At 66.1% G+C, this 23,711-nt stretch carries 25 protein-coding genes; 21 read left to right on the plus strand and 4 right to left on the minus strand.

Going from position 1 to position 23,711, the window contains the following annotated elements; translation table 11 throughout:
- Positions 1 to 9: 9 nt before the first annotated feature.
- The 21 genes from nuoE (at position 10) to KBW95_RS05370 (ending at position 19,109) form a co-directional block, all read left to right on the plus strand.
- Positions 10 to 486 carry an NADH-quinone oxidoreductase subunit NuoE gene (gene nuoE / locus KBW95_RS05270; protein WP_211523273.1) on the plus strand — a complete coding sequence of 159 codons (477 nt, stop codon included), beginning with the start codon at positions 10 to 12 and terminating at the stop codon, positions 484 to 486.
- The gene (gene nuoF, locus KBW95_RS05275) at positions 483 to 1,778 is read left to right on the plus strand and encodes an NADH-quinone oxidoreductase subunit NuoF (RefSeq protein ID WP_211520220.1); all 1,296 of its coding nucleotides are present in this window, start codon (positions 483 to 485) and stop codon (positions 1,776 to 1,778) included. The genes nuoE and nuoF overlap by 4 nt, the downstream gene beginning before the upstream one ends.
- Before the next feature lie 21 nt (positions 1,779 to 1,799).
- Positions 1,800 to 4,142: an NADH-quinone oxidoreductase subunit NuoG gene (gene nuoG, locus KBW95_RS05280; RefSeq protein ID WP_211527656.1), complete on the plus strand. Its 2,343-nt coding sequence runs from the start codon at positions 1,800 to 1,802 to the stop codon at positions 4,140 to 4,142.
- Positions 4,142 to 5,224: an NADH-quinone oxidoreductase subunit NuoH gene (gene nuoH / locus KBW95_RS05285; RefSeq protein WP_211523271.1), complete on the plus strand. Its 1,083-nt coding sequence runs from the start codon at positions 4,142 to 4,144 to the stop codon at positions 5,222 to 5,224. Before nuoG ends, nuoH begins: the two co-directional genes overlap by 1 nt.
- Before the next feature lie 15 nt (positions 5,225 to 5,239).
- Positions 5,240 to 5,728 carry an NADH-quinone oxidoreductase subunit NuoI gene (gene nuoI, locus KBW95_RS05290; RefSeq protein WP_211523270.1) on the plus strand — a complete coding sequence of 163 codons (489 nt, stop codon included), beginning with the start codon at positions 5,240 to 5,242 and terminating at the stop codon, positions 5,726 to 5,728.
- An 18-nt stretch (positions 5,729 to 5,746) separates the two neighbouring features.
- Positions 5,747 to 6,415, plus strand: coding sequence for an NADH-quinone oxidoreductase subunit J (locus KBW95_RS05295; RefSeq protein ID WP_211523269.1), 669 nt, complete (start codon positions 5,747 to 5,749; stop codon positions 6,413 to 6,415).
- Positions 6,412 to 6,720 (plus strand): NADH-quinone oxidoreductase subunit NuoK, encoded by a 309-nt coding sequence (gene nuoK / locus KBW95_RS05300; RefSeq protein ID WP_211520215.1) that lies wholly within the window; start codon positions 6,412 to 6,414, stop codon positions 6,718 to 6,720. Before KBW95_RS05295 ends, nuoK begins: the two co-directional genes overlap by 4 nt.
- Positions 6,721 to 6,756: 36 nt before the next feature.
- Positions 6,757 to 8,820 carry an NADH-quinone oxidoreductase subunit L gene (gene nuoL, locus KBW95_RS05305; RefSeq protein ID WP_211523268.1) on the plus strand — a complete coding sequence of 688 codons (2,064 nt, stop codon included), beginning with the start codon at positions 6,757 to 6,759 and terminating at the stop codon, positions 8,818 to 8,820.
- 21 nt (positions 8,821 to 8,841) lie between these two features.
- A complete protein-coding gene (locus KBW95_RS05310; protein WP_211523267.1) occupies positions 8,842 to 10,341 on the plus strand; it encodes an NADH-quinone oxidoreductase subunit M in 1,500 nt (499 codons plus the stop codon).
- Between the two features lie 16 nt (positions 10,342 to 10,357).
- Positions 10,358 to 11,866 carry an NADH-quinone oxidoreductase subunit NuoN gene (gene nuoN / locus KBW95_RS05315; protein WP_211523266.1) on the plus strand — a complete coding sequence of 503 codons (1,509 nt, stop codon included), beginning with the start codon at positions 10,358 to 10,360 and terminating at the stop codon, positions 11,864 to 11,866.
- 4 nt (positions 11,867 to 11,870) lie between these two features.
- Positions 11,871 to 12,206, plus strand: coding sequence for a DUF2818 family protein (locus KBW95_RS05320; protein WP_211523265.1), 336 nt, complete (start codon positions 11,871 to 11,873; stop codon positions 12,204 to 12,206).
- A 55-nt stretch (positions 12,207 to 12,261) separates the two neighbouring features.
- Positions 12,262 to 12,819: an NUDIX domain-containing protein gene (locus KBW95_RS05325; RefSeq protein ID WP_211523264.1), complete on the plus strand. Its 558-nt coding sequence runs from the start codon at positions 12,262 to 12,264 to the stop codon at positions 12,817 to 12,819.
- Positions 12,820 to 12,823: 4 nt separating this feature from the next.
- Positions 12,824 to 13,519, plus strand: a complete 696-nt coding sequence (locus tag KBW95_RS05330) for a hypothetical protein (RefSeq protein WP_211523263.1) — start codon at positions 12,824 to 12,826, stop codon at positions 13,517 to 13,519.
- Entirely contained in the window at positions 13,519 to 14,229 is a 711-nt protein-coding gene (gene ispD, locus KBW95_RS05335) for a 2-C-methyl-D-erythritol 4-phosphate cytidylyltransferase (RefSeq protein WP_211527657.1), read from the plus strand. Before KBW95_RS05330 ends, ispD begins: the two co-directional genes overlap by 1 nt.
- Before the next feature lie 7 nt (positions 14,230 to 14,236).
- Positions 14,237 to 14,746, plus strand: a complete 510-nt coding sequence (gene ispF, locus KBW95_RS05340; RefSeq protein WP_211523261.1) for a 2-C-methyl-D-erythritol 2,4-cyclodiphosphate synthase — start codon at positions 14,237 to 14,239, stop codon at positions 14,744 to 14,746.
- A 128-nt stretch (positions 14,747 to 14,874) separates the two neighbouring features.
- Positions 14,875 to 16,149, plus strand: a complete 1,275-nt coding sequence (locus KBW95_RS05345; RefSeq protein WP_211527658.1) for an MFS transporter — start codon at positions 14,875 to 14,877, stop codon at positions 16,147 to 16,149.
- A gap of 2 nt (positions 16,150 to 16,151) precedes the next feature.
- Complete coding sequence (locus KBW95_RS05350) at positions 16,152 to 16,460, plus strand: hypothetical protein (protein WP_211523259.1); 309 nt, start codon at positions 16,152 to 16,154, stop codon at positions 16,458 to 16,460.
- A gap of 52 nt (positions 16,461 to 16,512) precedes the next feature.
- Entirely contained in the window at positions 16,513 to 17,067 is a 555-nt protein-coding gene (locus tag KBW95_RS05355) for an NADPH-dependent FMN reductase (RefSeq protein ID WP_373888760.1), read from the plus strand.
- On the plus strand, positions 17,057 to 17,485 hold the full coding sequence (locus KBW95_RS05360) for a VOC family protein (RefSeq protein WP_211523257.1): 429 nt from the start codon (positions 17,057 to 17,059) through the stop codon (positions 17,483 to 17,485). Before KBW95_RS05355 ends, KBW95_RS05360 begins: the two co-directional genes overlap by 11 nt.
- Entirely contained in the window at positions 17,482 to 18,393 is a 912-nt protein-coding gene (locus KBW95_RS05365; RefSeq protein ID WP_211527660.1) for an ion transporter, read from the plus strand. Before KBW95_RS05360 ends, KBW95_RS05365 begins: the two co-directional genes overlap by 4 nt.
- Positions 18,394 to 18,539: 146 nt before the next feature.
- Complete coding sequence (locus KBW95_RS05370; RefSeq protein ID WP_211523255.1) at positions 18,540 to 19,109, plus strand: phasin family protein; 570 nt, start codon at positions 18,540 to 18,542, stop codon at positions 19,107 to 19,109.
- On the opposite strand, the gene KBW95_RS05375 is transcribed toward KBW95_RS05370, so the two are convergent.
- The 4 genes from KBW95_RS05375 to KBW95_RS05390 all read right to left on the minus strand — a co-directional run bounded on the left by KBW95_RS05375 (position 19,106) and on the right by KBW95_RS05390 (position 23,644).
- On the minus strand, positions 19,106 to 20,326 hold the full coding sequence (locus KBW95_RS05375) for an acyltransferase family protein (RefSeq protein ID WP_211527661.1): 1,221 nt from the start codon (positions 20,324 to 20,326) through the stop codon (positions 19,106 to 19,108). The genes KBW95_RS05370 and KBW95_RS05375 overlap by 4 nt on opposite strands.
- Positions 20,327 to 20,451: 125 nt before the next feature.
- A complete protein-coding gene (locus KBW95_RS05380) occupies positions 20,452 to 21,162 on the minus strand; it encodes a LytTR family DNA-binding domain-containing protein (protein ID WP_211527662.1) in 711 nt (236 codons plus the stop codon).
- Positions 21,150 to 22,205 carry a sensor histidine kinase gene (locus tag KBW95_RS05385; protein WP_211523252.1) on the minus strand — a complete coding sequence of 352 codons (1,056 nt, stop codon included), beginning with the start codon at positions 22,203 to 22,205 and terminating at the stop codon, positions 21,150 to 21,152. The genes KBW95_RS05380 and KBW95_RS05385 overlap by 13 nt, the downstream gene beginning before the upstream one ends.
- Positions 22,206 to 22,273: 68 nt before the next feature.
- Positions 22,274 to 23,644, minus strand: coding sequence for a serine hydrolase (locus KBW95_RS05390; protein ID WP_211527663.1), 1,371 nt, complete (start codon positions 23,642 to 23,644; stop codon positions 22,274 to 22,276).
- Between the last annotated feature and the right edge of the window lie 67 nt (positions 23,645 to 23,711).

Below are 23,711 nucleotides of genomic sequence, written 5' to 3' on the forward strand. Positions count from 1 at the left end.
CGCTAGATTATGTTATCGCAGGAAACCTACAAGAAGATCGATCGCGAGCTGGCCAAGTACCCAGCCGATCAACGCCAGTCGGCCGTGATGGCCTCGCTGGCCCACGCCCAGGTCGAACTGGGCTGGCTGTCGCCGGAAACCATGCAGGAAATCGCCGACTACATCGGCATGCCGGCGATCGCCGTGCAGGAAGTGGCGACCTTCTACAACATGTACAACATCAAGCCGGTCGGCAAGCACAAGATCACCGTGTGCACCAACCTGCCTTGCGCATTGTCGGGCGGCGAACGCGCCGGCCAGCGCCTGAAGGACAAGCTCGGGATCGATTATCGCGACACCACTCTAGATGGCCAGTTCACCCTGATCGAAGGCGAGTGCATGGGCGCGTGCGGCGACGCACCGGTCATGCTGGTGAATAACCATCGCATGTGCTCGTTCATGAGCGACGAGAAGATCGACGCCCTGGTAGAGGAACTCAAGAAATGACCAGCCTGCACGACCGTCACATCAATCCCCTGATCCTGAAGGATCTGAACGGCGACAACTGGCGCCTGGCCGACTACGTCAAGCGCGGCGGCTATTCGGCCCTGCGCCGCATCATCGAAGAGAAGATCGCGCCTGAAGCCATCATCGCCGACCTGAAGACCTCCGGCCTGCGCGGCCGCGGCGGTGCGGGCTTCCCGACCGGCCTGAAGTGGAGCTTCATGCCGCGCCAGTTCCCGGGCCAGAAATACCTCGTCTGCAACACCGACGAAGGCGAACCGGGCACGTTCAAGGACCGCGACATCATCCGCTACAACCCGCACGCGCTGATCGAAGGCATGGCCATCGGCGCCTACGCGATGGGCATCACCGTGGGCTACAACTACATCCACGGCGAGATCTTCCAGGAATACCTGCGCTTCGAGGAAGCGCTGGAAGAGGCGCGCGCCGCCGGCTTCCTGGGCGACAAGATCATGGGTTCGGAATTCTCGTTCCAGCTGCACGCCCACCACGGCTACGGCGCCTACATCTGCGGCGAAGAGACCGCGCTGCTCGAGTCGCTGGAAGGCAAGAAGGGCCAGCCGCGCTTCAAGCCGCCGTTCCCGGCCTCGTTCGGCCTGTACGGCAAGCCGACCACCATCAACAACACCGAGACCTTCGCGGCCGTCCCCTTCATCCTGAACATGGGCGCCGAGAACTACATGGGCCTCGGCAAGCCGAACAACGGCGGCACCAAGATCTTCTCGATCTCGGGCGACGTCGAGCGTCCGGGCAACTACGAAGTCCCGCTGGGCACCCCGTTCGCCAAGCTGATGGAGCTGGCCGGCGGCATGCGCGGCGGTAAGAAGATCAAGGCCGTCATCCCGGGCGGTTCCTCGGCTCCCGTGATCCGCGGCGAAGTCATGATGGACACCGACCTCGACTACGATTCGATCGCCAAGGCCGGCTCGATGCTGGGCTCGGGCGCCGTGATCGTCATGGACGAGACCCGCTGCATGGTCAAGTCGCTGCTGCGCCTGTCGTACTTCTACTACGAAGAATCCTGCGGCCAGTGCACGCCGTGCCGTGAAGGCACCGGCTGGATGTACCGCATGGTCCACCGCATCGAGCACGGCAAGGGCCGTCCTGAAGACATGGACCTGCTGAACAACATCGCTTTCAACATCAAGGGCCGCACCATCTGCGCCCTGGGCGATGCAGCAGCGATGCCGGTCGAAGCGATGATCAAGAACTTCCGCGAGGAATTCGAATATCACATCGAGCACAAGCACTGCCTCGTGCCCGCATACCTTTAAACCAGGTCAGGTAACGATCAAATGGTTGAAATTGAATTAGACGGCAAGAAAGTCGAAGTCGCACCAGGTTCCATGGTGATGGACGCCGCAAACAAACTCGGGACCTATATCCCGCACTTCTGCTATCACAAGAAATTGTCGATCGCAGCGAACTGCCGCATGTGCCTGGTCGAAGTGGAGAAGGCGCCGAAGCCGATGCCTGCCTGCGCGACCCCGGTCTCGCCGGGCATGATCGTGCGCACCCACAGCGACAAGGCCGTGCAGGCCCAGAAGTCGGTGATGGAGTTCCTCCTCATTAACCACCCGCTGGATTGCCCGATCTGCGACCAGGGCGGCGAATGCCAGCTGCAGGACCTGGCCGTCGGCTACGGCAAGAGCGGCTCGCGCTACGAAGAAGAGAAGCGCGTGGTGGCCCCGAAAGAGGCCGGCCCGCTGATCTCGATGGAAGAGATGTCGCGCTGCATCCAGTGCACCCGTTGCGTGCGCTTCGGCCAGGAAGTGGCCGGCGTGATGGAATTCGGCATGGTCGGCCGCGGCGAGCACTCGGAGATCACCACCTTCGTCGGCAAGACCGTCGACTCGGAAGTGTCGGGCAACATGATCGACCTGTGCCCGGTCGGCGCGCTGACCAGCAAGCCGTTCCGCTACACCGCGCGTCCGTGGGAACTGCAGCGCCGCCGTTCGGTGTCGCCGCACGATTCGCTGGGCACCAACCTGATCGTCCAGGTCAAGGGCGGCAAGGTCATGCGCGTGCTGCCGCTGGAAAACGAAGCCATCAACGAATGCTGGATCTCGGACAAGGACCGCTTCTCGTACGAGGCGCTGGACAATGCCGACCGCCTGGTCAACCCGATGATCAAGCAGGGCGGCGTGTGGCAGGAAACCGACTGGCAGACCGCGCTGGAATACGTGGCCCACGGCCTGCGTAACATCCGCCACGAGCATGGCGCCGACAGCATCGCCGCCGTCGCCACCGCCAGCTCGACCCTGGAAGAACTTTACCTGCTGAACAAGGCCGTGCGCGGCATCGGTTCGGACAACATCGACTTCCGCCTGCGCCAGAGCGACTTCGGCCTCACCGGCCAGGTCACCCCGTGGCTGGGCATGCCGATCGCCGCACTGAGCAAGCTCAAGCGCGCGCTGGTCATCGGTTCGAACCTGCGCAAGGACCACCCGCTGGTCGCCACCCGCCTGCGCGCCGCCACCAAGGCCGGCGCCAAGCTGTCGCTGGTGGGCGCGTCGAACGACGACCTGCTCATGCCGATCGCGAACAAGCTGATCGCCGCGCCGACCGACTGGCTGGCAGCGCTGTCCGAAGTGGTCGTGGCTGTCGCCGCCGCCAAGGGCGTCGCTGCGCCGGCTGGCTTCGACGGCATCGAAGCCGGCAACGCCGCCAAGGGCATCGCCGCTTCGCTGGTCGTCGCTGGCGACGTGGAACTGCCGGGCGCCATCCTGCTGGGCAATGCCGCAGGCAACCACCCGCAAGCTTCCAAGATCCACGCCGCCGCGCAGTGGATCGCCGAAGCAACGGGATGCACCTTCGGCTACCTGGTCGAAGGCGCCAACACCGTGGGCGGCTACCTGGTAGGCGCCACCTCGGGCAAGAACGAAGCCGTGTTCGCTTCGCCGAAGAAGGCCTATGTGCTGCTGAACGCCGAGCCGGAACTGGATGCGGCCAACCCGCAGCAGGCCCTGGCCGCGCTGCAGGGCGCCGAGATGGTCGTGGCGATGTCGCCGTTCAAGCACGGCATGGACTACGCCGACGTGCTGCTGCCGGTCTCGCCGTTCACCGAGACCGCCGGTACTTTTGTGAACTGCGAAGGCCGCGCACAGAGCTTCAACGGCACCGTGCGTCCGCTGGGCGAGACCCGTCCGGCCTGGAAAGTGCTGCGCGTGCTGGGCAACCTGCTGGGCCTGTCGGGCTTCGACTACGAGACTTCGGAATCGATCCGCGACGAAGCGCTGGGCAAGGGCAACACCGACCTGTCCGCCAAGCTGAGCAACGCCGCCAAGCTGGCGCCGGAAGCAGGCAAGTACGCTAGCGCCGGCCAGCTCGAGCGCGTCACCGACGTGCCGGTCTACTTCACCGACGCGCTGGCGCGCCGTTCGGAGCCGCTGCAGCGCACCGTAGCCTCGAACGCGCCGCTGGTCTCGCTGTCGAAAGCCGTCGCCGAACAGCTCGGCGTGAAGGCGGGCGACACCGTCAAGGTGACCCAGGGTTCCGGCAGCGCGGTCCTGGTGGCCGACGTGGATGCGGGCCTGCCGTCGAACGCCGTGCGCGTCGCCGCCGGCCATCGCGCGGTCGCGACCCTCGGCGCCATGTTTGGCGAAATCAAAGTTGAAAAAGCAGGGGAGGGCAAGTAATGGCAACGCCCGGTTATATCGATAGTTTCTATGAATTCGGCGCCGCCAGCCCGATCGCGCCGGTCTGGCCGCTGATCTGGACCGTCCTGAAAATCGTGGTGGTCCTGCTGCCGCTGATGGGCCTGGTCGCCTACCTGACCCTGTGGGAGCGCAAGCTGATCGGCTGGATCCAGATCCGCGTGGGCCCGAACCGCGTGGGTCCGGGCGGCCTGCTGCAGCCGATCGCCGACGCGCTCAAGCTGCTGCTCAAGGAAATCGTCATCCCGACGAAAGCCACCCGCAGCCTGTTCGTGATCGGCCCGATCATGACCATCATGCCGGCCCTGGCCGCCTGGTCGGTCGTGCCTTTCGGCCCGCAAGCGGCGCTGGCGAACGTCAACGCCGGCCTGCTCCTGCTGCTGGCGATTACTTCGATGGAAGTCTACGGCATCATCATCGCCGGCTGGGCCTCGAACTCGAAGTACTCGTTCATGGGCGCGATGCGCGCCTCGGCCCAGATGATCTCCTACGAAATCCCGATGGGCTTCGTGATGGTCGTGGTGCTGATGGTCTCGGGCAGCCTGAACTTCTCGGACATCGTGGCAGGGCAGGGCGTCGGTACCTTCGCGTCCATGGGCCTGACCTTCCTGTCGTGGAACTGGCTGCCGCTGCTGCCGCTGTTCATCATCTACTTCGTCTCCGGCCTGGCCGAGTGCAACCGCCACCCGTTCGACGTGGTGGAAGGCGAATCGGAGATCGTCGCCGGCCACATGGTGGAATATTCGGGCATGTCCTACGCGATGTTCATGCTGGCGGAATACGCCAACATGATCCTGATCGCGACCCTGGCATCGATCATGTTCCTGGGCGGCTGGCAAGCACCGTTCGGCTTCCTGGAATTCGGCCCGGTCGGCGGCTTCTTCTGGCTGTTCGCGAAGATGTTCCTGCTGGTCTCGATGATGATCTGGGTCCGCGGCACCTTCCCGCGTTACCGCTATGACCAGATCATGCGCCTGGGCTGGAAAGTCTTCATTCCGCTGACCCTGATCTGGCTCGTCCTGGTGGCTGCCGTGATGCAGTCCCCGTGGAACATTTGGAAGTAAGGAAGCAGAAATCAAATGAATCGAGTTAAAGAAATCCTCGGCAGCCTGATGCTGTCCGAACTCTTCAAGGGCCTGGCCCTGACCGGCAAGTATGCGCTGTCGCGCAAGATCACGGTCCAGTACCCGGAAGAGAAGACCCCGATGTCGAACCGCTTCCGCGGCCTGCACGCGCTGCGCCGCTATCCCAACGGGGAAGAGCGCTGCATCGCCTGCAAACTGTGCGAGGCGGTCTGCCCGGCCATGGCCATCACGATCGAGTCGGCGCAGCGCGAAGACGGCACCCGCCGCACCACGCGCTACGACATCGACCTGACCAAGTGCATCTTCTGCGGCTTCTGCGAAGAGTCCTGCCCGGTCGATTCGATCGTCGAGACCCACGTGCTGGAGTACCACGGCGAAAAGCGCGGCGATCTCTACTACACCAAAGAGATGCTGCTGGCCGTCGGCGACCGCTACGAAGCCGACATCGCCGCCGCCCGCCAGGCGGACGCGAAATACCGATAAGAAGAGGCTGTCAAAGTCATGGAATTTACAACTGCTTTGTTCTACGTGTTCGCGGCCGTGATGGTGGTGGCCAGCGTGCGCGTCATCACCGCCAAGAACCCGGTCCACGCCGCGCTGTTCCTGGTGCTCGCCTTCTTCAACGCGGCCGGCATCTGGCTGCTGCTGAAGGCCGAGTTCCTCGCCATCGTGCTGGTGCTGGTCTATGTCGGCGCCGTCATGGTGCTGTTCCTGTTCGTCGTCATGATGCTCGACATTAATATCGACCGCATGCGCGAAGGCATCTGGGGCCACCTGCCGCTGGCGGCCAGCATCGGCGCACTGATCGTGCTCGAAATGGGCGCCGTCCTGTACCGTTCGTTCAGCCAGTTCGAGCAGTCCGCTGCCGCTGCCGGCGCCAACATCGGCGGCACCAAGGAGCTGGGCCTCTTGATCTACACCAAGTACATCTACGGCTTCGAAATCGCCGCCGTGGTGCTGCTGGTGGCGATCATCGCCGCCGTCGCCCTGACCCTGCGCAAGCGCAAGGACACCAAAGCAATCGACCCGGGCCTCGCGGTTCGCGTCAAGCGTAACGACCGCCTGCGCATCGTCAAGGTGGAAGCGGTCAACCAGCGCGCCATCGATGCTGCCAATGCTGAAAAAGCAGCCGCAGCCGCTGCCGCCGCCGCACCGAAGGAGGCACAATGACTTTGTCGCTCGCACACTACCTGGTCCTGGGCGCGATCCTGTTCGCGATCTCGGTGATCGGCATCTTCCTGAACCGGAAGAACATCATCATCCTGCTGATGGCCATCGAACTGATGCTGCTGGCGGTGAACCTGAACTTCGTCGCGTTCTCGCACTACCTGGGCGACGCGGCGGGGCAGATCTTCGTGTTCTTCATCCTGACCGTCGCGGCCGCCGAATCGGCAATCGGCCTGGCGATCCTGGTGGTCCTGTTCCGTAACCTGGACACGATCAACGTGGAAGACCTCGACAGCCTGAAGGGCTGATGTCGGCTTGGTAAACAATAACGAATAAGGTTCAACATGGCGGGGCAAATTCTCAACCCTAATCTTTTACTGGCGGTGCCCCTGGCGCCGCTCGCAGGCTCGGCGATCGCCGGCCTGCTCGGCACCAAGTTCTTTGGCAATGTCGTCGGCCGCAAGGTGTCGCATACCGCGACCATCCTGGGCGTGCTGATCGCGCTGATCATCTCGGTCCAGACCCTGATGGCGGTGCTCGACGGCGCCAGCTTCAACGGCGACATCTACACCTGGATGACGGTCGGCACCCTCAAGATGGCGGTCGGCTTCCAGATCGATACGCTGTCGGCGATGATGATGTGCGTGGTGACCTCGGTGTCGCTGATGGTCCACATCTACACGATCGGCTACATGGCCGAGGACGAAGGCTACAACCGCTTCTTCTCGTACATCTCGCTGTTCACCTTCTCGATGCTGATGCTGGTCATGTCCAACAACTTCCTGCAGCTGTTCTTCGGCTGGGAAGCGGTGGGCCTGGTCTCGTACCTCCTGATCGGCTTCTGGTATACCCGCCCGACCGCGATCTTCGCGAACATGAAGGCCTTCCTGGTCAACCGCGTGGGTGACTTCGGCTTCATCCTGGGCATCGGCCTGCTGCTGGCAGCCTCGGGCACCATGCAGTACAACGAAGTGTTCGCGCAAGCCGACAAGCTGGCCGGCATGACCGTGCCCGGCCTGGGCTGGCCGCTGCTGACCGCCGCCTGCATCTGCCTGTTCATCGGCGCGATGGGTAAATCCGCGCAGTTCCCGCTGCACGTCTGGCTGCCGGACTCGATGGAAGGCCCGACCCCGATCTCGGCGCTGATCCACGCCGCGACCATGGTTACCGCCGGCATCTTCATGGTCTCGCGCATGTCGCCGCTGTTCGAGCTGTCGGATACCGCACTGTCCTTCGTGATCGTGATCGGCGCCATCACCGCGCTGTTCATGGGCTTCCTGGGCATCATCCAGAACGACATCAAGCGCGTCGTCGCTTACTCGACCCTGTCGCAGCTGGGCTACATGACCGTCGCGCTGGGCGCCTCGGCCTACTCGGTGGCCGTGTTCCACCTGATGACCCACGCCTTCTTCAAGGCGCTGCTGTTCCTCGGCGCGGGTTCGGTCATCATCGGCATGCACCACGACCAGGACATGCGCAACATGGGCGGCCTGCGCAAGTACATGCCGATCACCTGGATCACCTCGCTGCTCGGCTCGCTGGCCCTGATCGGCACCCCGTTCTTCGCCGGTTTCTACTCGAAGGACTCGATCATCGAAGCAGTGCACGCTTCCAATATCCCCGGCGCAGGCTTTGCGTACTTCGCGGTGCTGGCCGGCGTGTTCGTGACCGCCTTCTACTCCTTCCGCATGTACTTCATGGTGTTCCATGGCGAATCGCGCTGGAACAACCCGCAGCCGCATAGCGAAGGCCACGATTCGGACGCGCACCACGAAGAAGACGAACACGGTGACGACCACCACCACCACGGCCTGCAGCCGGGCGACAAGCCGCACGAGTCGCCTTGGGTCGTGACCCTGCCGCTGGTCCTGCTGGCGATCCCGTCGGTCATCATCGGCTACATCGCGATCGGCCCGATGCTGCACGGCGACTTCTTCAACAATGTGATCTTCGTCGGCGAGAACCACGGCGCGATGGAAGCCCTGCGCGAAGAATTCCACGGCGCCGCCGCCATGGCGATCCACGGCCTGCAGACCGCACCGTTCTGGCTCGCCCTGGCCGGCGTGGCACTGGCTTACTACTGCTACATGGTCAACCCGCGCGTGCCGGCCTGGTTCTACGCCAAGTTCAAGCCGCTGCACACCCTGCTGGACAACAAGTACTACATGGACAAGTTCAACCAGTTCGTGTTCGCCGGCGGCGCGCGCGCCGTGGGCGGCGGCCTGTGGAAAGTGGGCGACCGCGGCCTGATCGACGGCCTGATGGTCAACGGCAGCGCCAAGCTGGTGGGCTGGTTCTCGGGCATCACCCGTGTGGCCCAGACCGGCTACCTCTACCACTACGCGTTCGTGATGATCGCCGGCGTGCTGGGGGCCCTGCTGTACTTCTTCCCGTTCTGGCGCGGTTAATCAGAGGCAGAGAAAACAAAAATGATGCAGTCAACGATTTCTACATTTCCACCTTACCTGAGCCTCGCGATCTGGCTTCCGGTGCTGTTCGGCCTGATCGTGCTGGCCGTCGGCCGCGACAAGAATGCCGGCCTGACCCGCATGCTGTCGCTGGTCGGCGCCGTGGTCAGCTTCCTGCCGACCCTGCCGCTGATCGCGAACTTCGACAATGCCGCCCACGGCATGCAGTTCTATGAGTCCGCATCCTGGATCGAACGCTTCAACGTGTTCTACAAGCTGGGCGTGGACGGCCTGTCGCTGTGGTTCGTGCCGCTGACCGCCTTCATCACCATCATCGTGGTGCTGGCGGCGTGGCAGGTGATCGAGGAGCGCGTGGCCCAGTACATGGGTTCCTTCCTGGTCCTGTCGGGCCTGATGATCGGCGTGTTCTGCGCCATGGACGGCCTGCTGTTCTACTTCTTCTTCGAAGCCACCCTGATCCCGATGTACATCATCATCGGCGTGTTCGGCGGCCCGAACCGTGTGTATGCGGCATTCAAGTTCTTCCTGTACACCTTCTTCGGCTCGCTGCTGACCCTGGTCGCGATCGTCTACCTGTACAACATGTCGGGTTCCTTCGACATCCTGGAATGGCACCGCCTGCCGCTGACGATGAAGGAGCAGGTCCTGATCTTCATCGCCTTCTTCATGGCCTTCGCCGTGAAGGTCCCGATGTGGCCGGTGCACACCTGGCTGCCGGACGCCCACGTGGAAGCGCCGACCGGCGGTTCCGTGGTGCTGGCCGCGATCATGCTGAAGCTGGGCGCCTACGGTTTCCTGCGCTTCTCGCTGCCGATCACCCCGGACGCCTCGCACTACCTGGCCCCGGTCGTCATCGTGCTGTCCCTGATCGCCGTGATCTACATCGGCCTGGTGGCCCTGGTCCAGAAGGACATGAAGAAACTGGTCGCTTACTCGTCGATCGCCCACATGGGCTTCGTCACCCTGGGCTTCTTCATGTTCAACGACCTGGGCGTGCAGGGCGGCCTGATGCAGTCGATCTCGCACGGCTTCGTGTCGGGCGCGATGTTCCTCTGCATCGGCGTGCTCTACGACCGCGTCCACTCGCGTGAAATCGCCGACTACGGCGGCGTGGTCAACACCATGCCGAAGTTCGCGGCCTTCGCCGTGCTGTTCTCGATGGCCAACGCCGGCCTGCCTGCCACCTCGGGCTTCATCGGCGAATTCATGGTCATCCTGGGCGCCGTCGAATTCAACTTCTGGACCGGCCTGCTGGCTGGCACCGCCCTGATCCTGGGCGCCGCCTACTCGCTGTGGATGGTCAAGCGCGTCGTGTTCGGTGCCATCGTGCACAAGCACGTGGCCGAGCTGACCGACCTGAACGGCCGCGAGTTCGCCATCCTGGGCGTCCTGGCCATCGCCACCCTGTGGATGGGCCTGTACCCGGCGCCGATCGCCGAAACCCTGCAGACTTCGGTCGCGGACCTGCTGCAGCACGTTGCAGTCAGCAAGCTGCCCTAATTAAGCCATGAACGAAATGACTACGACTATGCAAGCGGCGACCGACGTCAACCTGGCGCCGGTCTATGCTGAAATCTTCCTGCTGATCGCGGCTTCCGCGATCCTGCTGATCGACATGTTCCTGAAGGAGGGCAAGCGCACCCTGACCTACGCGCTGACCCTCCTGACCATCGCCGGCTGCGGCGTGCTGACCATGGCCGACTTCAACACCGGCGCGACCGTGTACACCTTCAATGGCATGTACGTGGCCGACCCGATGTCGAACCTGCTCAAGCTGTTCACCTACCTGGCCACCGCCATGACCCTGGTGTATTCGCGCCAGTACGCGGGCGACCGCAGCATGATGTCGGGTAACCTGGGCGGCGAGTTCTATGTGCTCGCGCTGTTCTCGATGCTGGGCCAGATGATCATGATCTCGGGTAACAGCATGCTGTCGCTCTACCTGGGCCTGGAACTGATGTCGCTGTCGCTGTACGCCCTCGTGGCCCTGCGCCGCGACCACGCCGTCTCGACCGAAGCCGCGATGAAGTACTTCATCCTGGGCGCGCTGGCCTCGGGCTTCCTGCTGTACGGCATCTCGATGATCTATGGCGCCACCGGTTCGCTGGACATCACCACCATCGGCCAGGTGACTGCCGACGCCGAAGCGGGCAACCGCACCATCCTGGTGTTCGGCCTGGTGTTCCTGGTGGCCGGCCTGGCCTTCAAGCTGGGCGTGGTGCCTTTCCACATGTGGGTGCCGGACGTCTACCAGGGCTCGCCGACCGCCGTGACCCTGCTGCTGGGCGGCGCACCGAAGCTGGCGACCTTCGCCATGGTGATCCGCGTGCTGGTGGAAGCACTGCCGTCGGTCGCCTTCGACTGGCAGCAGATGCTGATGGTCCTGGCCGTGCTGTCGCTGGCCTTCGGTAACATCACCGCGATCGCGCAGACCAACATCAAGCGCATGCTGGCTTACTCGACCATCGCGCAGATGGGCTTCGTCCTGCTCGCCATGGTGGTGGGCGTGGTCGACGGCAATACCGAGAACGCCGCCGGCGCCTACAGCGCCGCGATGTACTACGCCATCACCTACGTGCTGACCACGGTCGGCAGCTTCGGCCTGATCATGATGCTGGCGCGCGCCGGCCACGAAGCCGAGCACATCGTCGACTTCAAGGGCCTGGGCAAGCGCAGCCCGTGGTTCGCGATCGTCATGACCATCATGATGTTCTCGCTGGCAGGCGTGCCGCCGATGGTGGGCTTCATGGCCAAGTGGGCCGTGCTGCAAGCCGTCGCCAACGCCGGTATGGTGTGGCTGGCCGTCGTGGCGGTGATGTTCTCGCTGATCGGCGCCTACTACTACCTGCGCATCGTCAAGACCATCTGGTTCGACGACGCGGTGGACACCAACGCGATCCACACCCCGGCCGACATGCGCGCCGTGATGTCGCTCAACGGCATCGCCGTCGTGGTGCTGGGTATCGTTCCGGGCTGGCTGCTGGCGGTGTGCTACACCACCATGCAGGCGACCCTCGCAAAATAAGCTGGTGGACGTTTCACTGGCAGTCTGGCTGGTGGTCGCCCTGTCCGTGGCGGCCGCCAACCTGCCTTTCCTCACCGAGCGCGTGTTCGGTTTCATTCCCCTGCCTCCCGGCGAGGGACCCACGCCCGGTGGCGAAGCGCGTGTCAAGCGCTTCCATGTGCGCCTCCTCGAGTTAATTGTTTTATACTTCCTTGTCGGCGCGGTAGCCCGGCTGCTGGAATCCCGGATCGGCGGCGCGTTCGCCCAGAACTGGGAGTTCTATGCGGTCACCGCCTGCCTGTTCCTCGTGCTGGCGTTTCCCGGTTTCGTGATTCGGTACCTGCGCAAGCGGCGTTCCTGATTTCCCGTTGGGGGATGCGCGGCCGAAGGTCCCTGTTCCCCCAACTGGAGTCTGCATGTCCGTGGAATTGAAAGAAACCCGCCTCGACGGCGGCGTCGTCTACGATGGTCCCTTCCTCAAGGTCGAACGCGACCGCATCCGTCTCCCCGACGGCTCGACCAGCCACCGCGAATTCATCCGCCACCCCGGCGCCGTGGTGATCCTGCCGCTGCTGCCCGACGGCCGCGTGCTGCTGGAGCGCCAGTTCCGCTATCCGAACGCCCAGGTCTTCATCGAGTTCCCGGCCGGGAAGATCGACCCGGGCGAAGACCACCTGGACTGCGCCAAGCGCGAGCTGGAAGAAGAGACCGGCTATACCGCGGCCAAATGGCGTTTCGTATGCACCATCCACAACGCCATCGCCTATTCGGACGAGCACCTGGAGCTGTTCCTGGCGGAAGAACTCACCGCCGGCGAGCAGAAGCTGGACGACGGCGAATTCCTCGAGACCTTCGCGGTCACCGTTCCCGAACTGCTGGGCATGGTCCAGCGCGGCGAGATCACCGACGTCAAGACCATCATCGGCGCCTTCTGGCTGGAAAAGATCCTCTCGGGCAGCTGGACGCCCGCCTGATGCGATGAGGCTGCTGCCTGCGCTCTTGCTGTCGTGCTGGATACCGCACGCAGCGGCGCAGGCGCGCACCGAGTTGCAGGCGCGCTGCGAAGACACGCTGGGCAGCACGGTGTCGGTCCTGGCCAGCCGCCAGCAGGGCTACCGGCTCGACCATTCCCGTTCCTACCACGACCTGACGCGCATGAAGGGCAGCGCGCGCAGGAACGCCTATGTCCTCGGCCTGACCCACACCGAGTCGCGGGTCAGCATCAAGGTCGAGGGCAAGATGCTGAGCGACCCGGCCACCGGCTACGAATGCATCGCTCCGCGCGTCGAGGTGCTGCTGTCCTACCTGCCCATCGTCGTCTACGTGGGCCGCGAGTTTCCGGCGGGCTCCTGCGCCTACCAGGAGGTGCTGGCCCACGAGATGCGTCATCTCAACACCTACCTCGACTACCTGCCCAAGGCCGAGGCCAGGGTGCGTGCGGCGCTGGCGCAACGCTTCCAATCCAAGCCCCTGTACGCGCGGCTCGGCCAGGCGCAGACTCTGCTCCAGCGTGAGCTCGATACCGGCTGGATGTCCTATATTAAAAGCGAGATGGCGCGCGTCGAGACCCTGCAGGCGGCCATCGATTCGCCGCAGGAATACGCCCGCCTCGGCAAGGTTTGCGCAGGTGAGGTACAGTCTCTGATTAAAGAGGCAAGACGAAGCAAGACGTAATGACAAACACAGCAATTCCGAAATACGTGGCATTGATTCCGGCGGCCGGAGTCGGCGCGCGCATGGCCGCGGGCTGCCCCAAGCAATACCTGCCGATCAACGGCAAGCCCATGCTGCGCCACACGATCGAGGCCTTCCTGTCCAGCCCCCTGGTCGCCCACACCTATGTGGTGGTCAGCCCCGGCGACGCCTACATCGACGCCATCCTGCCGGAGCAGGGCGTTACCGTATTGCGCTGCGGCGGCGCCACCCGCATGGAATCGATCCGCAACGGCCTGCACCAGCTGAGCACGACGCTGACCGAACACGACTGGGTGCTGGTGCACGACGCCGCGCGGCCAGGGCTGAACGCCGAACTGATCGCGCGCCTGATCGGGGAGACCGGCGCGCATCCGGTCGGCGGCCTGCTGGCCTTGTCGGTGGTCGACACCGTCAAGCGCAGCGTGGCGGACGAGGTGACGACCGTGCCGCGCGACAGCCTGTGGCTGGCCCAGACCCCGCAGATGTTCCGCCACCGCCTGCTGCTGCGCGCGCTCGAGGCGGCCACCGACCCGAATGCGATTACCGATGACGCCAGTGCGGTTGAAGCGCTCGGACTGGCCCCCAAGTTGGTGGAAGGGCATCCGTGCAACCTGAAGGTGACGCTGCCGGCCGATATCCGGATCGCCGAGATGTACCTGGCCGCGTCCCAACCGATTGAGAAGAACTGACAACGATATGACACTCGCATCCTACAATCCCACTCCGCCGTTCCGCATCGGAACGGGTTACGACTGCCACGCACTGGTCGAGGGGCGCAAGCTCATCGTCGGCGGCGTGACGATTCCCCACCGCCTGGGCCTGCTCGGCCATTCGGACGCCGACGTGCTGCTGCACGCCATCATCGACGCGATGCTGGGCGCGGCCGCGCTGGGCGACATCGGCAAGCACTTCCCGGACACCGATCCGATGTTCGCGGGCGCCGATTCGCGCACCCTGCTGCGCGAGGTGGCGCACCGCGTGCTGAACGCCGGCTACACCATCGGCAACATCGACGCGACCATCATCGCCCAGGCGCCCAAGATGGCGCCGCATATTCCGCAGATGGTGTCGCGCATCGCCGAGGACGTTGGCGTGTCGCCGCAGCAGGTCAACATCAAGGCCAAGACCAACGAAAAGCTGGGCTTCCTCGGCCGCGAAGAGGGCATGGCGGCGGAAGCGGTCGCACTCCTGATCCGGGCGGAATAATGCTCGCCAGACAATTGGGTGTAACTGCACTATAATTGTCTTCCCCCACGCGTCGGTGGGCGCGCCAGACCGGGCGGACAGCCCGGGTGGCGAACGCCCGCCCCGCGTTCCGCGCCAAGGAGACAAGCATGAGCACCCCCACCCAAGCCGAGATGACCCCACGCGCCGCCTGGGCGCTGATCCTGGCCGCCAGCGCCATCCTCATGATCACCATGGGCGCGCGCCTGACCACCGGGCTGTTCCTGTCTCCGATCAATAGCGCCACCGACCTGGGCATCGCCAGCATCAGCTTCGCGATGGCCGTCGCCCAGCTGCTGTGGGGCGCCTCGCAGCCCATCTTCGGCGCGGTGGCCGACAAGTACGGACCGGGCCGGGTCCTCGTGCTCGGCGGCCTGATGCTGGCCGCCGGCACCGCCGCCACGCCCTTCATGAGCAGCGAGTGGGGCCTGATCTTCTCGATGGGCGTGCTCTCGGCGGCGGGAGCGGGCGCAGGCAGCTTCTCGATCCTGATCGGCGCCACCGCCCAGCGCCTGCCGGCCTCGCGCCGCGCCTTCGCCTCCGGCTTCATCAATGCCGGCGGTTCCTTCGGCCAGTTCGTGTTCGCGCCGCTGATGCAGGCCATCATCGCGGGCGCCGGCTGGGTCTGGGCCATGTTCACCATGGCCGCCGCTACCTTGCTGACGATTCCGCTGTCCTGGCCGCTGCGCCGCAAGCCGGCCGCAGCCGCTGCTCCCGTGAGCGGCAGCGCGATCCCCTTGCCGGCATCGATCACCCTGACCGAACAGCTGCGCCAGGCCATGCGCGACCGCAGCTACCTGTGCCTGCACGCGGGCTTCTTCACCTGCGGCTTCCACATCGCCTTCCTGGTCACCCACCTGCCGGGCGAGGTGGCCCTGTGCGGCCTGCCGGCCGGGGTCTCGGCCACCGCGCTGGCCCTGATCGGCCTGTTCAACATCCTCGGCAGCCTGCTGGCCGGCGCGCTGTCGGCGCGCTACCGCATGAAGAACCTGCTGGCCCTGATCTACGGCGGCCGCGCGCTGATCATCATCGCCTATCTGCTGGCGCCGAAGACCGCCTGGACCTTCTACATCATGGCCGCGGCGCTGGGCTTCACCTGGCTCGCCACCGTGCCGCCGACCGCCGGGCTGGTGGGCAAGCTGTTCGGCATGCGCTACCTGGCCACCCTGTTCGGCCTGACCCTGCTGTCGCACCAGATCGGCGGCTTCTTCGGCGCCTGGCTGGGCGGCCTGTCCTTCGTGCACAGCGGCGACTACACCTGGATGTGGTACGCCGACATCCTGCTGGCCCTGGCCGCCGCCCTGGTCAACCTGCCGATCCGCGAGGCGGCGCCCCAGCCGGCGGCCGGCCTGGCTCCGGATGGCCGTATCCCGGCGAAAGGCTGAGCATGGCGCGCGAGGCCTGGGCCTACCGCGACGTGGCGGTCGAGTCGGTGTTTGACGCGCATAGCGGCCGCCTGCGCATCCGCCCCATGCCCGGCCAGGCCTACGCGACCAGCCTGCGCGTGCAGTGCTCGCGCGCGCTCTGCGATCCCGAGCGGTATCCGGCCGGCACGCGCTTCCTGGTCTCGGCCAAGCTGACCGACCGCCAGGGCGGCGAGCCTTTCCTGTATGCCTGGCACGGCGATCCGGTGCGGGTGCTGGGCAAGCGCCAGGCCGCCGTCTTCCTCGAGCAATACCGCCGCCTGCGCCTCTAGGCAAAAATGGTTACCATCTGGACTCCATCACCGCACTCAACCGGAAAGGAGCATCATGGCAACTCGGAACATCGCCGTCGTCGTCGGCAGCCTGCGCAAGGAATCGTTCACCCGCAAGGTGGCCCAGACCCTGATCGAACTGGCCCCGCCATCCCTGCGGATGGAGATCGTCGAGCTCCGCGATCTGCCGCTGTATAACGAGGACGACGACACCGCCACGCCGCCGGCCGCGTTCACCGCCTTCCGCGAGCGCATCCGCCAGGCCGACGGCGTCCTGTTCTGCACCCCCGAGTACAACCGCTCCATTCCCGGCGCGCTGAAGAACGCCATCGACGTCGGCTCGCGTCCCTACGGCAAGGCCGCCTGGACCGGCAAGCCCTGCGCCATCGTGAGCGTGTCGCCGGGCGCGATCGGCGGCTTCGGCGCCAACCACCACCTGCGCCAGACCCTGCCTTTCCTGCAGATGCCGACCATGCCGGCGGAAGCCTACCTGGGCAGCATCGCGGGCAAGTTCGACGGCGCGCGCCTGAGCGACGACTCGACCCGCGCTTTCCTGCAGACCTATATCGACAACTTCGCCGCCTGGGTGGACCGCCATGCATCCTGACGCGCCTCATGCCATTCCGGTTCGCGGGCTCGACCACCTGGTGCTGCGGGTGACCGACCTGGAGCGCATGGTGGGCTTCTACGGCCAGGTGCTGGGCTGTCCGGTCGAGCGCCGCCAGGATGAAATCGGCCTGGTCCAGCTGCGCGCCGGCAGTGCCCTGATCGACCTGGTGCCGGTCGACGGCAAGCTGGGCCGCGCGGGCGGGGCCGCGCCCGGCCGCGAGGGCCGCAACCTGGACCACCTGTGCCTGCGCGTCGAGCCTTTCGACGAAGCGGCGATCCGCGCCCACCTGGCGGCCCACGACGTGGCCGCGGGGCCGGTGGAGTCGCGCTACGGCGCCGAAGGCGAGGGCCCCTCGATCTACCTCCAGGATCCGGAGGGCAACACGGTCGAGCTCAAGGGGCCGCCAAGCCGATGAGCCCGCTGGCGACGCCCACGCCGCAAGAACTGCCCGATGTGCTGGGCCGCCCTGCGGGCGGCTGGCGCCGGACCATGTTCGACGTCATCTTCGGGATTGACACGCCGGCGGGGCGCCGCTTCGACATCATCCTGGTGTTCGCCATCCTGCTCAGCATCCTGGTCGTGGTGCTCGACAGCGTGCCCTCGATCGGCGGACGCTATCCGGGGCCGATGGCGGCGCTGGAATGGGCCTTCACCTTGCTGTTCACGCTGGAATACGTGGCGCGCCTGGCCTGTGTCGAGCGCCCCTTGCGCTACGCCACCAGCTTCTACGGCGCGATCGACCTGGTGTCGGTCCTGCCGACCTATTTCTCGCTGCTGGTGCCGGGCAGCGAACTCCTGATCGACATCCGCATCCTGCGCCTGCTGCGCGTGTTCCGCATCTTCAAGCTCACCCTCTACATCGAGGAATACACGCGCCTGGGCGAGGCCCTGGCCGCGAGCCGGCGCAAGATCCTGGTGTTCCTGTCGGTGGTGCTGATGCTGATCCTGATCCTCGGCACCGTGATGTACGTGGTCGAGGGGCCGGAGAACGGTTTCACCAGCATCCCGCTGGCAATGTACTGGGCCACGGTCACCATGACGACCGTCGGCTATGGCGACATCGCCCCCCAGACCACACTGGGACGCGGCATCGCTTCGTTCATGATGCTGCTGGGCTGGGGCATCCTGGCGGTGCCGACCGGCATCGTGACGGCCGAGATGACGGCGCGCCGCAACGACCGCCGCGGCGGGGCCGAGCGCCCGCGTCCGCGTCCGCGCCGCAGCTGCGGCGCCTGCGGCAGCGTCGGGCACGAAGCCACCGCCAGGTTCTGCAAGGACTGCGGCGCGCCGCTGTCCCCTGCGGCGCCGGACGCGCCGCGCTGAGCGGGCCGTAGCGGGACCTTGGACACGTTTGGCGCACATCAAGCGCCGCGCGGGTCGCGGCGCTAGCCTACTAGGCTCGTGCCGCAGCGTGGGCCCATGGACGCGCCACGGCACGCCGTCCAATCATCCATTCAGTGAGGAACCGCATGTACCCATTTCCCCAATCCGTGACGCCGGCTGTGCGCAGCCACATGGACGCGCAGGCTGCGTTCGTAAACGAGATGTCGAAGTCCCTGTTCCGTTCCTTCCAGCACATGTGCAACCTGAACATCCAGCTGGCCCAGACCCTGCTGGAAGAAACCACCCTGGCCAGCCAGCAGGTGCTGAGCGCCGACCGCCAGACCGAGATGATCAGCGCCGCCGCGTCGCGCGCCCAGCCGACCTCGGAGAAACTGCGCGCCTACCAGCAGCACATCGCGCGCCTGGCGGCGGAGGCCCAGGTCGAGCTGGCGCGCGTGACCGAGCAGCATGTGCAGAACACCACGCGCACCGCGCGCACCCTGGTCGATGAAGTGGCGCGCAGCACCGCCGAGGAAACCGAGCGCGGCATACGCTCGCAGCAGGAAGCGCTGCGCGGCATGGCCGATCCTTTTGTCCGTCCCAATGGCGAGGCCCAGCGCATGGCGGAGGGCAGGGGCGGGGCCCCGGCTACCCAGCAAGCCGCCCAGGCGCAGGCCGGCAAGGAAGGGCGTCCGACCGGCAGCACGGCCCATTAGGCCGCCTTTGCTTCTGCTTCGGCCTGTTTGCTGCGCCCGCCCGCTTGCACTGGCAGCGGCGCCAGGCCGAAGAACGGGCGCAGCAGGCGCACGCGCCGCACGGCCTCGAACAGGACGAAGCAGCCGGCGATGGTGAGCACGGCCAGCAGCAGCGCTTCCAGCCCCGGCGGCAGGCGCAGCGGCTTGAAAGCGTGCGCCATGACCACGATCAGGGTCTGGTGGGCGATGTAGACCGGGAACACCGCTTCGGTGAGGTAGCGCCGCGCCGGGCCGTCGGCGTCGAGGTGGCGGCGCGCGAAGCCGCAGGCCGCCACGATCGCGCACCAGGCGCACAAGGTGTAGACGCAGCGGATGAGCGGCACGCACTGCATCAGGAAGGCGGCGCCGGGTGCGTCGTCCGGCGTGGCGTTCCACAGTACGACGCTGGCCCAGCCGGCGAGGGCCAGCAGCAGCGCCGGCCAGCGCTGTGCCGTCATCTGCTCCCAGAAGCGCGGGCTGCGCGCCATCAGGGCGCCGAGCAGGAAGGGCAGGAAATAGGCGGCATGGTTGTACCAGTCGTCGACCAGGCCATGGGTCGAGGGAAAACGCTGTACCAGCAGGTTGCGCACCAGACCCAGCACGGCGGCGGGCAGCAGCAGCAATTTCCAGCCGGTGAGCAGGCGCCCGATGCGGGCGGACAGGGCCTCGATGGCCGTGCCGGGAAGCAGCGCGGCAAGCAGGCCCAGCAGCATCGTGTAGACCCAGAGGTAGGCGACGAACCACAGGTGGTTCCAGGTAGGCAGATCGAGACAGTCTTCGCGGCAGAAGCCGCCATAGGCGCTGTAGTAGAGCCGCATGAAGGCGCCGAAGCCGTCGCCGTAGCCGAGCTTTTCGACGACTTCGAAATAGGGCTGGGGCGGCACGATCACGGCCATGCCGAACAGCAGCGGCACCAGCAGGCGCAGGCTGCGCTGGCGCAGGAAGGAGGGCGTGCCGAGTCGTTCGGCCAGGAAGCGGGAAGCGGCGCCGGCCACGAAGAACAGCAGGGTCAGGCGCCAGGGGGAGGACAGCATCATGAAGGGTTCGGGCGCGTCGGAAGCGTAGGGGCTTTTCACGTGCCAGTCCCAGGTCACGTAGTACATGCCGATGTGGTAGGCGATCAGGACGAAGAAGGCGAGGATGCGCACCCAGTCGAGGAAGTAGAGGCGCGCTGCCGGATGGCGAGGGTGAGTTTGCATGGTCCGCTCTCGAAATGTCGATGGCGCCAGCTTGCCGCCGCGGGTGCGCATGGGCCAGCAGAATGGGGCGAAGCGGGAGTGGGCCGGGGCGAGACGGAAGCCGGCGGGATGCGGCGCCGGCAAGCCTAGGGCTGCAGCTTTCCCACCAGGCCGGCGCGATACTGACGGCTGCACGGCACTGTTGCACCGCTGCGCAGCACGATCTCGCAATCTCCCTTGTCGAGCGCCACGATCCTGTCGATGCAGGCCAGGCGCACCGCCGCACGCCGGTGGCAGCGTACGAAGCCCGGCCCCAGGCGTTCGAGCAGGCCGGCCAGGGTCTGGCGCAGGAGCGGCGCCCCGTTGGCCGTATGTAGCGCCACGTAATTGTCGGCCGTTTCCAGCCATTCGATGTCGGCCACCGCCACCACGCGCGTGCCGCCACGCTCGCTCACCAGCAGCTGGCGCGGCGGCGCCGACGGCAGCGTCGAACCGCCCCCGGCCGCCAGACGCGCACGCAGGCGATCGAGCGCCCGGTGCAGGCGCGCCTGGTCGAAGGGCTTGAGCAGGTAGTCGACCGCTTCCGCATCGAAGGCGCGCAGCGCATACTCGTCGTAGGCGGTCACGAACACCACCAGCGGCGCCGGCGCCGGCAGCGAGGCGGCCAGGTCGATCCCCGACAGCTCGGGCATCTCGATATCGAGCAGCAGCGCGTCCGGCGCGAATTCGCCGATCCGCTGCAAGGCCTCGATCCCGTCGGCCGCTTCCTCCACGGCCTCGATCCCCGCTTCCAGCGCCAGCATGCGGCGCAGCCGCTCGCGCGCCGGGCGCTCGTCGTCGACGATCAGGATGCGCATGGCACCCGCACTTCCGCCCGCACCCCGGCGGGCTCCAGCTGCGACAGCTCCAGCGCCGCCCGGTTCCCGTGCAGGACTTCCAGGCGCGCGCGCAGGTTGGCCAGCCCGATACCCGGCCTGCCCTGGGCATCCAGCTGCCCGCCGTCATCCTCGACGCGCAGCACCAGCAGGCCATCGCGGCAGGCCGCGCTGACGGCGATCCGCGTCAGGCCGCGGCGCCGTTCGACCGTGTGCTTGAACACGTTCTCCAGCAGCGGCTGCACACTCACGGCGGGCAAGGCGGCGCCGAGCGCCTCGTCGGCAATGTCCCAGTCCAGCGTCACACGCCCCTCGAAGCGTTCGGCCATCACGGCCGCGTAGCCGCGCGCCAGGCGCAGCTCGTCGGCCAGGCTGGCCTGGGGCCGCGCGCCGAGCGCCAGAGTGGCGCGCAGCACCTCGGCCAGCTGCACCAGGGTGGCGTCGGCGCGCGCCACGTCCTGGTGCATCAGCGAGGAAATCGTGTTGAGGGCGTTGAACAGGAAGTGCGGCTGCATCTGGCGCGCCAGGCGCTCCAGCTGGGCCTCGCGCAGCAGGGCCTGCGCCTGCTGCGCGCGCACCCGCTCGCCGAGCAGCTGGCGGTAGGACAGCAGGCCGAAGCCGATCGCCGTGAACAGGCACACGAAGACCGTGATCTTGAGCGCCTCGTAGACGAACACCTCGCCCCAGGGTTCGTGATCGTAGGAGGCGCCCGCCAGCGCGTACACGGCATGGCGGATACCGAATACCAGGGGCACGAAGGCGATCCAGTACAGCGGCAGCCAACGCGCTTGCACCAGGGCCCAGCGCCAGGGCGTGGCGATCAGCGCGTCGTGGCGCCGGGTGAAGCGCCGCTGCACCAGCAGGAGGGAAGTCGCTACCAGGGCCGAGGAAGTCTCCCACAGTACCGGCTGCCAGATGGCCTGGCCGCCGTCGCGCCGGAAGTCCTCGACAGCGACCAGCACCATCAGGAGCCAGAAGAGAAGCCAGGCGAGCAGGGCGGCGATGGTGCTGCGGTTCGGAAGCATGGCGGCGGCGTGGATGAGCGATGGCCGATCATCGGCGATCGGCCGCCGCTTGTAAAGCCGGGCCGGGCTTACTCGGGCTGGAAGCTGAAGCGGCCGACCTGGCCGTCCTTGCCGATCATCAGCTTGGCCAGCATCGTTTCGCCCTCGTAGTGGAAGCGGTAGCGGTAGGCCCGGCCCTGTTCCTCGTCTTCCCGCGCCAGCAGTTCGACCGAGCGCAGCGCGCCAATCTCCTGCATGAAGGCGGCGATGCGGGACAGCGTCTGCGGCGTGAACTTGGCCGTGACCTCGGGGCCCAGCCCGGCCGGCATCTCGCCGGCGCCCAGGCGTGCGGCGATCTCGCGCACGCGGGCGGTCACGGCCGGTTCGCGATCGGCGATCGGCCTGGCCGGCGGCTCGATCAGCGTCGGCGCGTAGTGGCTGGTCACCATGCTGGCGAACTTGGACGGCCGGGCGGAGTCGGAATTCGCCAGGATCACGACCGTCAGCTTGTCGTCGACGTAGCGGCACAGATAGCTACGGAAGCCTTGCCAGGCGCCACCGTGATGGATGTGGCGGCGGCCCTTGACGGTGTCGACGTACCAGCCCAGCCCGTAGGGCGCCTCGCTGCCGTCGTTCAGCCTGGCCGGCGTGAAGCTGGCCTGGCGCAGCCTGGCGTTCAAGACCTTGTCGCCGTACAGCGCCTGGTCCCAGGCCGCCAGGTCGCGCGCGGTCAGGTAGAGGCTGCCGTCCGCCGTCGTGTTCAGGCGCGGGGCCACCCAGGACTGGTTCTTCAGGACGCCATGCTTCCACTCGTAGCCGGCGGCGCGATGGGGAACGATGTCGGCCTCGGTGATGACGCGCGTGCCCATGCCCAGCGGCGCCCAGATGCGTTCGCGCAGCTGGTCGCCGTAGAACTTGCCGCCGGCGCGGTTGGCGATGAAGCCCAGCAGGTGGTAGCCCATATTGCTGTACGCCCACTTCTCGCCGGGCGCGAAACGCATCGGGATGGACGCTTCCAGGGCGATCAGCTCCTCGTCGCTGTAGTCCTTGCGGAAGTCGAGGTTTTCGTAGGGATCGCCCAGGCCCGAGGTGTGGGTGAGCAGGTGGCGCACCGTGATCTTTTCCCAGGCCGGCGGCGTGTTCGCCAGGTGGCGCGAAATCGGATCGTCCAGGCTCAGCTTGCCGTCCTGCTCGAGCAGCAGGATCAGGGCCGCGGTAAAGGTCTTGCCGACCGAGCCGGACTGGAACACGGTGCGCGGCGTCACTGGCACCTGGTGTTCGACGTTTGCCAGGCCGTAGCCTTTTTCCTTGATGACCTTGCCGTCCTTGAGCACCAGCACGCTCAGGCCCGGCACGTGGCGCCGCTTCATTTCGGCAAGCAGCGCGTCGTCGAGGCTGTCGGCGCGGGCGCCGCCGATCAGGATGGTGGTGGAGAACAGGGCAAGGCAGGCGGCGCGCATCGGGTCTCCATGGATGAGGTCATATCAGCCAGGCATCATAGCGCCCCATGGCCTCTGCAGGACGCCT

The organism is Massilia sp. ZL223 (assembly GCF_018119395.1).
Classification (GTDB): Bacteria; Pseudomonadota; Gammaproteobacteria; order Burkholderiales; family Burkholderiaceae_D; genus Telluria.

Bases quoted from the DNA above. Each gene is read 5' to 3' on its own strand.
- nuoE (WP_211523273.1), top strand. From the start codon at position 10: ATGTTATCGCAGGAAACCTACAAGAAGATCGATCGCGAGCTGGCCAAG.
- nuoF (WP_211520220.1), top strand. From the start codon at position 483: ATGACCAGCCTGCACGACCGTCACATCAATCCCCTGATCCTGAAGGAT.
- nuoG (WP_211527656.1), top strand. From the start codon at position 1,800: ATGGTTGAAATTGAATTAGACGGCAAGAAAGTCGAAGTCGCACCAGGT.
- nuoH (WP_211523271.1), top strand. From the start codon at position 4,142: ATGGCAACGCCCGGTTATATCGATAGTTTCTATGAATTCGGCGCCGCC.
- nuoI (WP_211523270.1), top strand. From the start codon at position 5,240: ATGAATCGAGTTAAAGAAATCCTCGGCAGCCTGATGCTGTCCGAACTC.
- KBW95_RS05295 (WP_211523269.1), top strand. From the start codon at position 5,747: ATGGAATTTACAACTGCTTTGTTCTACGTGTTCGCGGCCGTGATGGTG.
- nuoK (WP_211520215.1), top strand. From the start codon at position 6,412: ATGACTTTGTCGCTCGCACACTACCTGGTCCTGGGCGCGATCCTGTTC.
- nuoL (WP_211523268.1), top strand. From the start codon at position 6,757: ATGGCGGGGCAAATTCTCAACCCTAATCTTTTACTGGCGGTGCCCCTG.
- KBW95_RS05310 (WP_211523267.1), top strand. From the start codon at position 8,842: ATGATGCAGTCAACGATTTCTACATTTCCACCTTACCTGAGCCTCGCG.
- nuoN (WP_211523266.1), top strand. From the start codon at position 10,358: ATGACTACGACTATGCAAGCGGCGACCGACGTCAACCTGGCGCCGGTC.
- KBW95_RS05325 (WP_211523264.1), top strand. From the start codon at position 12,262: ATGTCCGTGGAATTGAAAGAAACCCGCCTCGACGGCGGCGTCGTCTAC.
- KBW95_RS05330 (WP_211523263.1), top strand. From the start codon at position 12,824: ATGAGGCTGCTGCCTGCGCTCTTGCTGTCGTGCTGGATACCGCACGCA.
- ispD (WP_211527657.1), top strand. From the start codon at position 13,519: ATGACAAACACAGCAATTCCGAAATACGTGGCATTGATTCCGGCGGCC.
- ispF (WP_211523261.1), top strand. From the start codon at position 14,237: ATGACACTCGCATCCTACAATCCCACTCCGCCGTTCCGCATCGGAACG.
- KBW95_RS05345 (WP_211527658.1), top strand. From the start codon at position 14,875: ATGAGCACCCCCACCCAAGCCGAGATGACCCCACGCGCCGCCTGGGCG.
- KBW95_RS05350 (WP_211523259.1), top strand. From the start codon at position 16,152: ATGGCGCGCGAGGCCTGGGCCTACCGCGACGTGGCGGTCGAGTCGGTG.
- KBW95_RS05360 (WP_211523257.1), top strand. From the start codon at position 17,057: ATGCATCCTGACGCGCCTCATGCCATTCCGGTTCGCGGGCTCGACCAC.
- KBW95_RS05365 (WP_211527660.1), top strand. From the start codon at position 17,482: ATGAGCCCGCTGGCGACGCCCACGCCGCAAGAACTGCCCGATGTGCTG.
- KBW95_RS05370 (WP_211523255.1), top strand. From the start codon at position 18,540: ATGTACCCATTTCCCCAATCCGTGACGCCGGCTGTGCGCAGCCACATG.
- KBW95_RS05375 (WP_211527661.1), bottom strand. From the start codon at position 20,326: ATGCAAACTCACCCTCGCCATCCGGCAGCGCGCCTCTACTTCCTCGAC.
- KBW95_RS05380 (WP_211527662.1), bottom strand. From the start codon at position 21,162: ATGCGCATCCTGATCGTCGACGACGAGCGCCCGGCGCGCGAGCGGCTG.
- KBW95_RS05385 (WP_211523252.1), bottom strand. From the start codon at position 22,205: ATGCTTCCGAACCGCAGCACCATCGCCGCCCTGCTCGCCTGGCTTCTC.
- KBW95_RS05390 (WP_211527663.1), bottom strand. From the start codon at position 23,644: ATGCGCGCCGCCTGCCTTGCCCTGTTCTCCACCACCATCCTGATCGGC.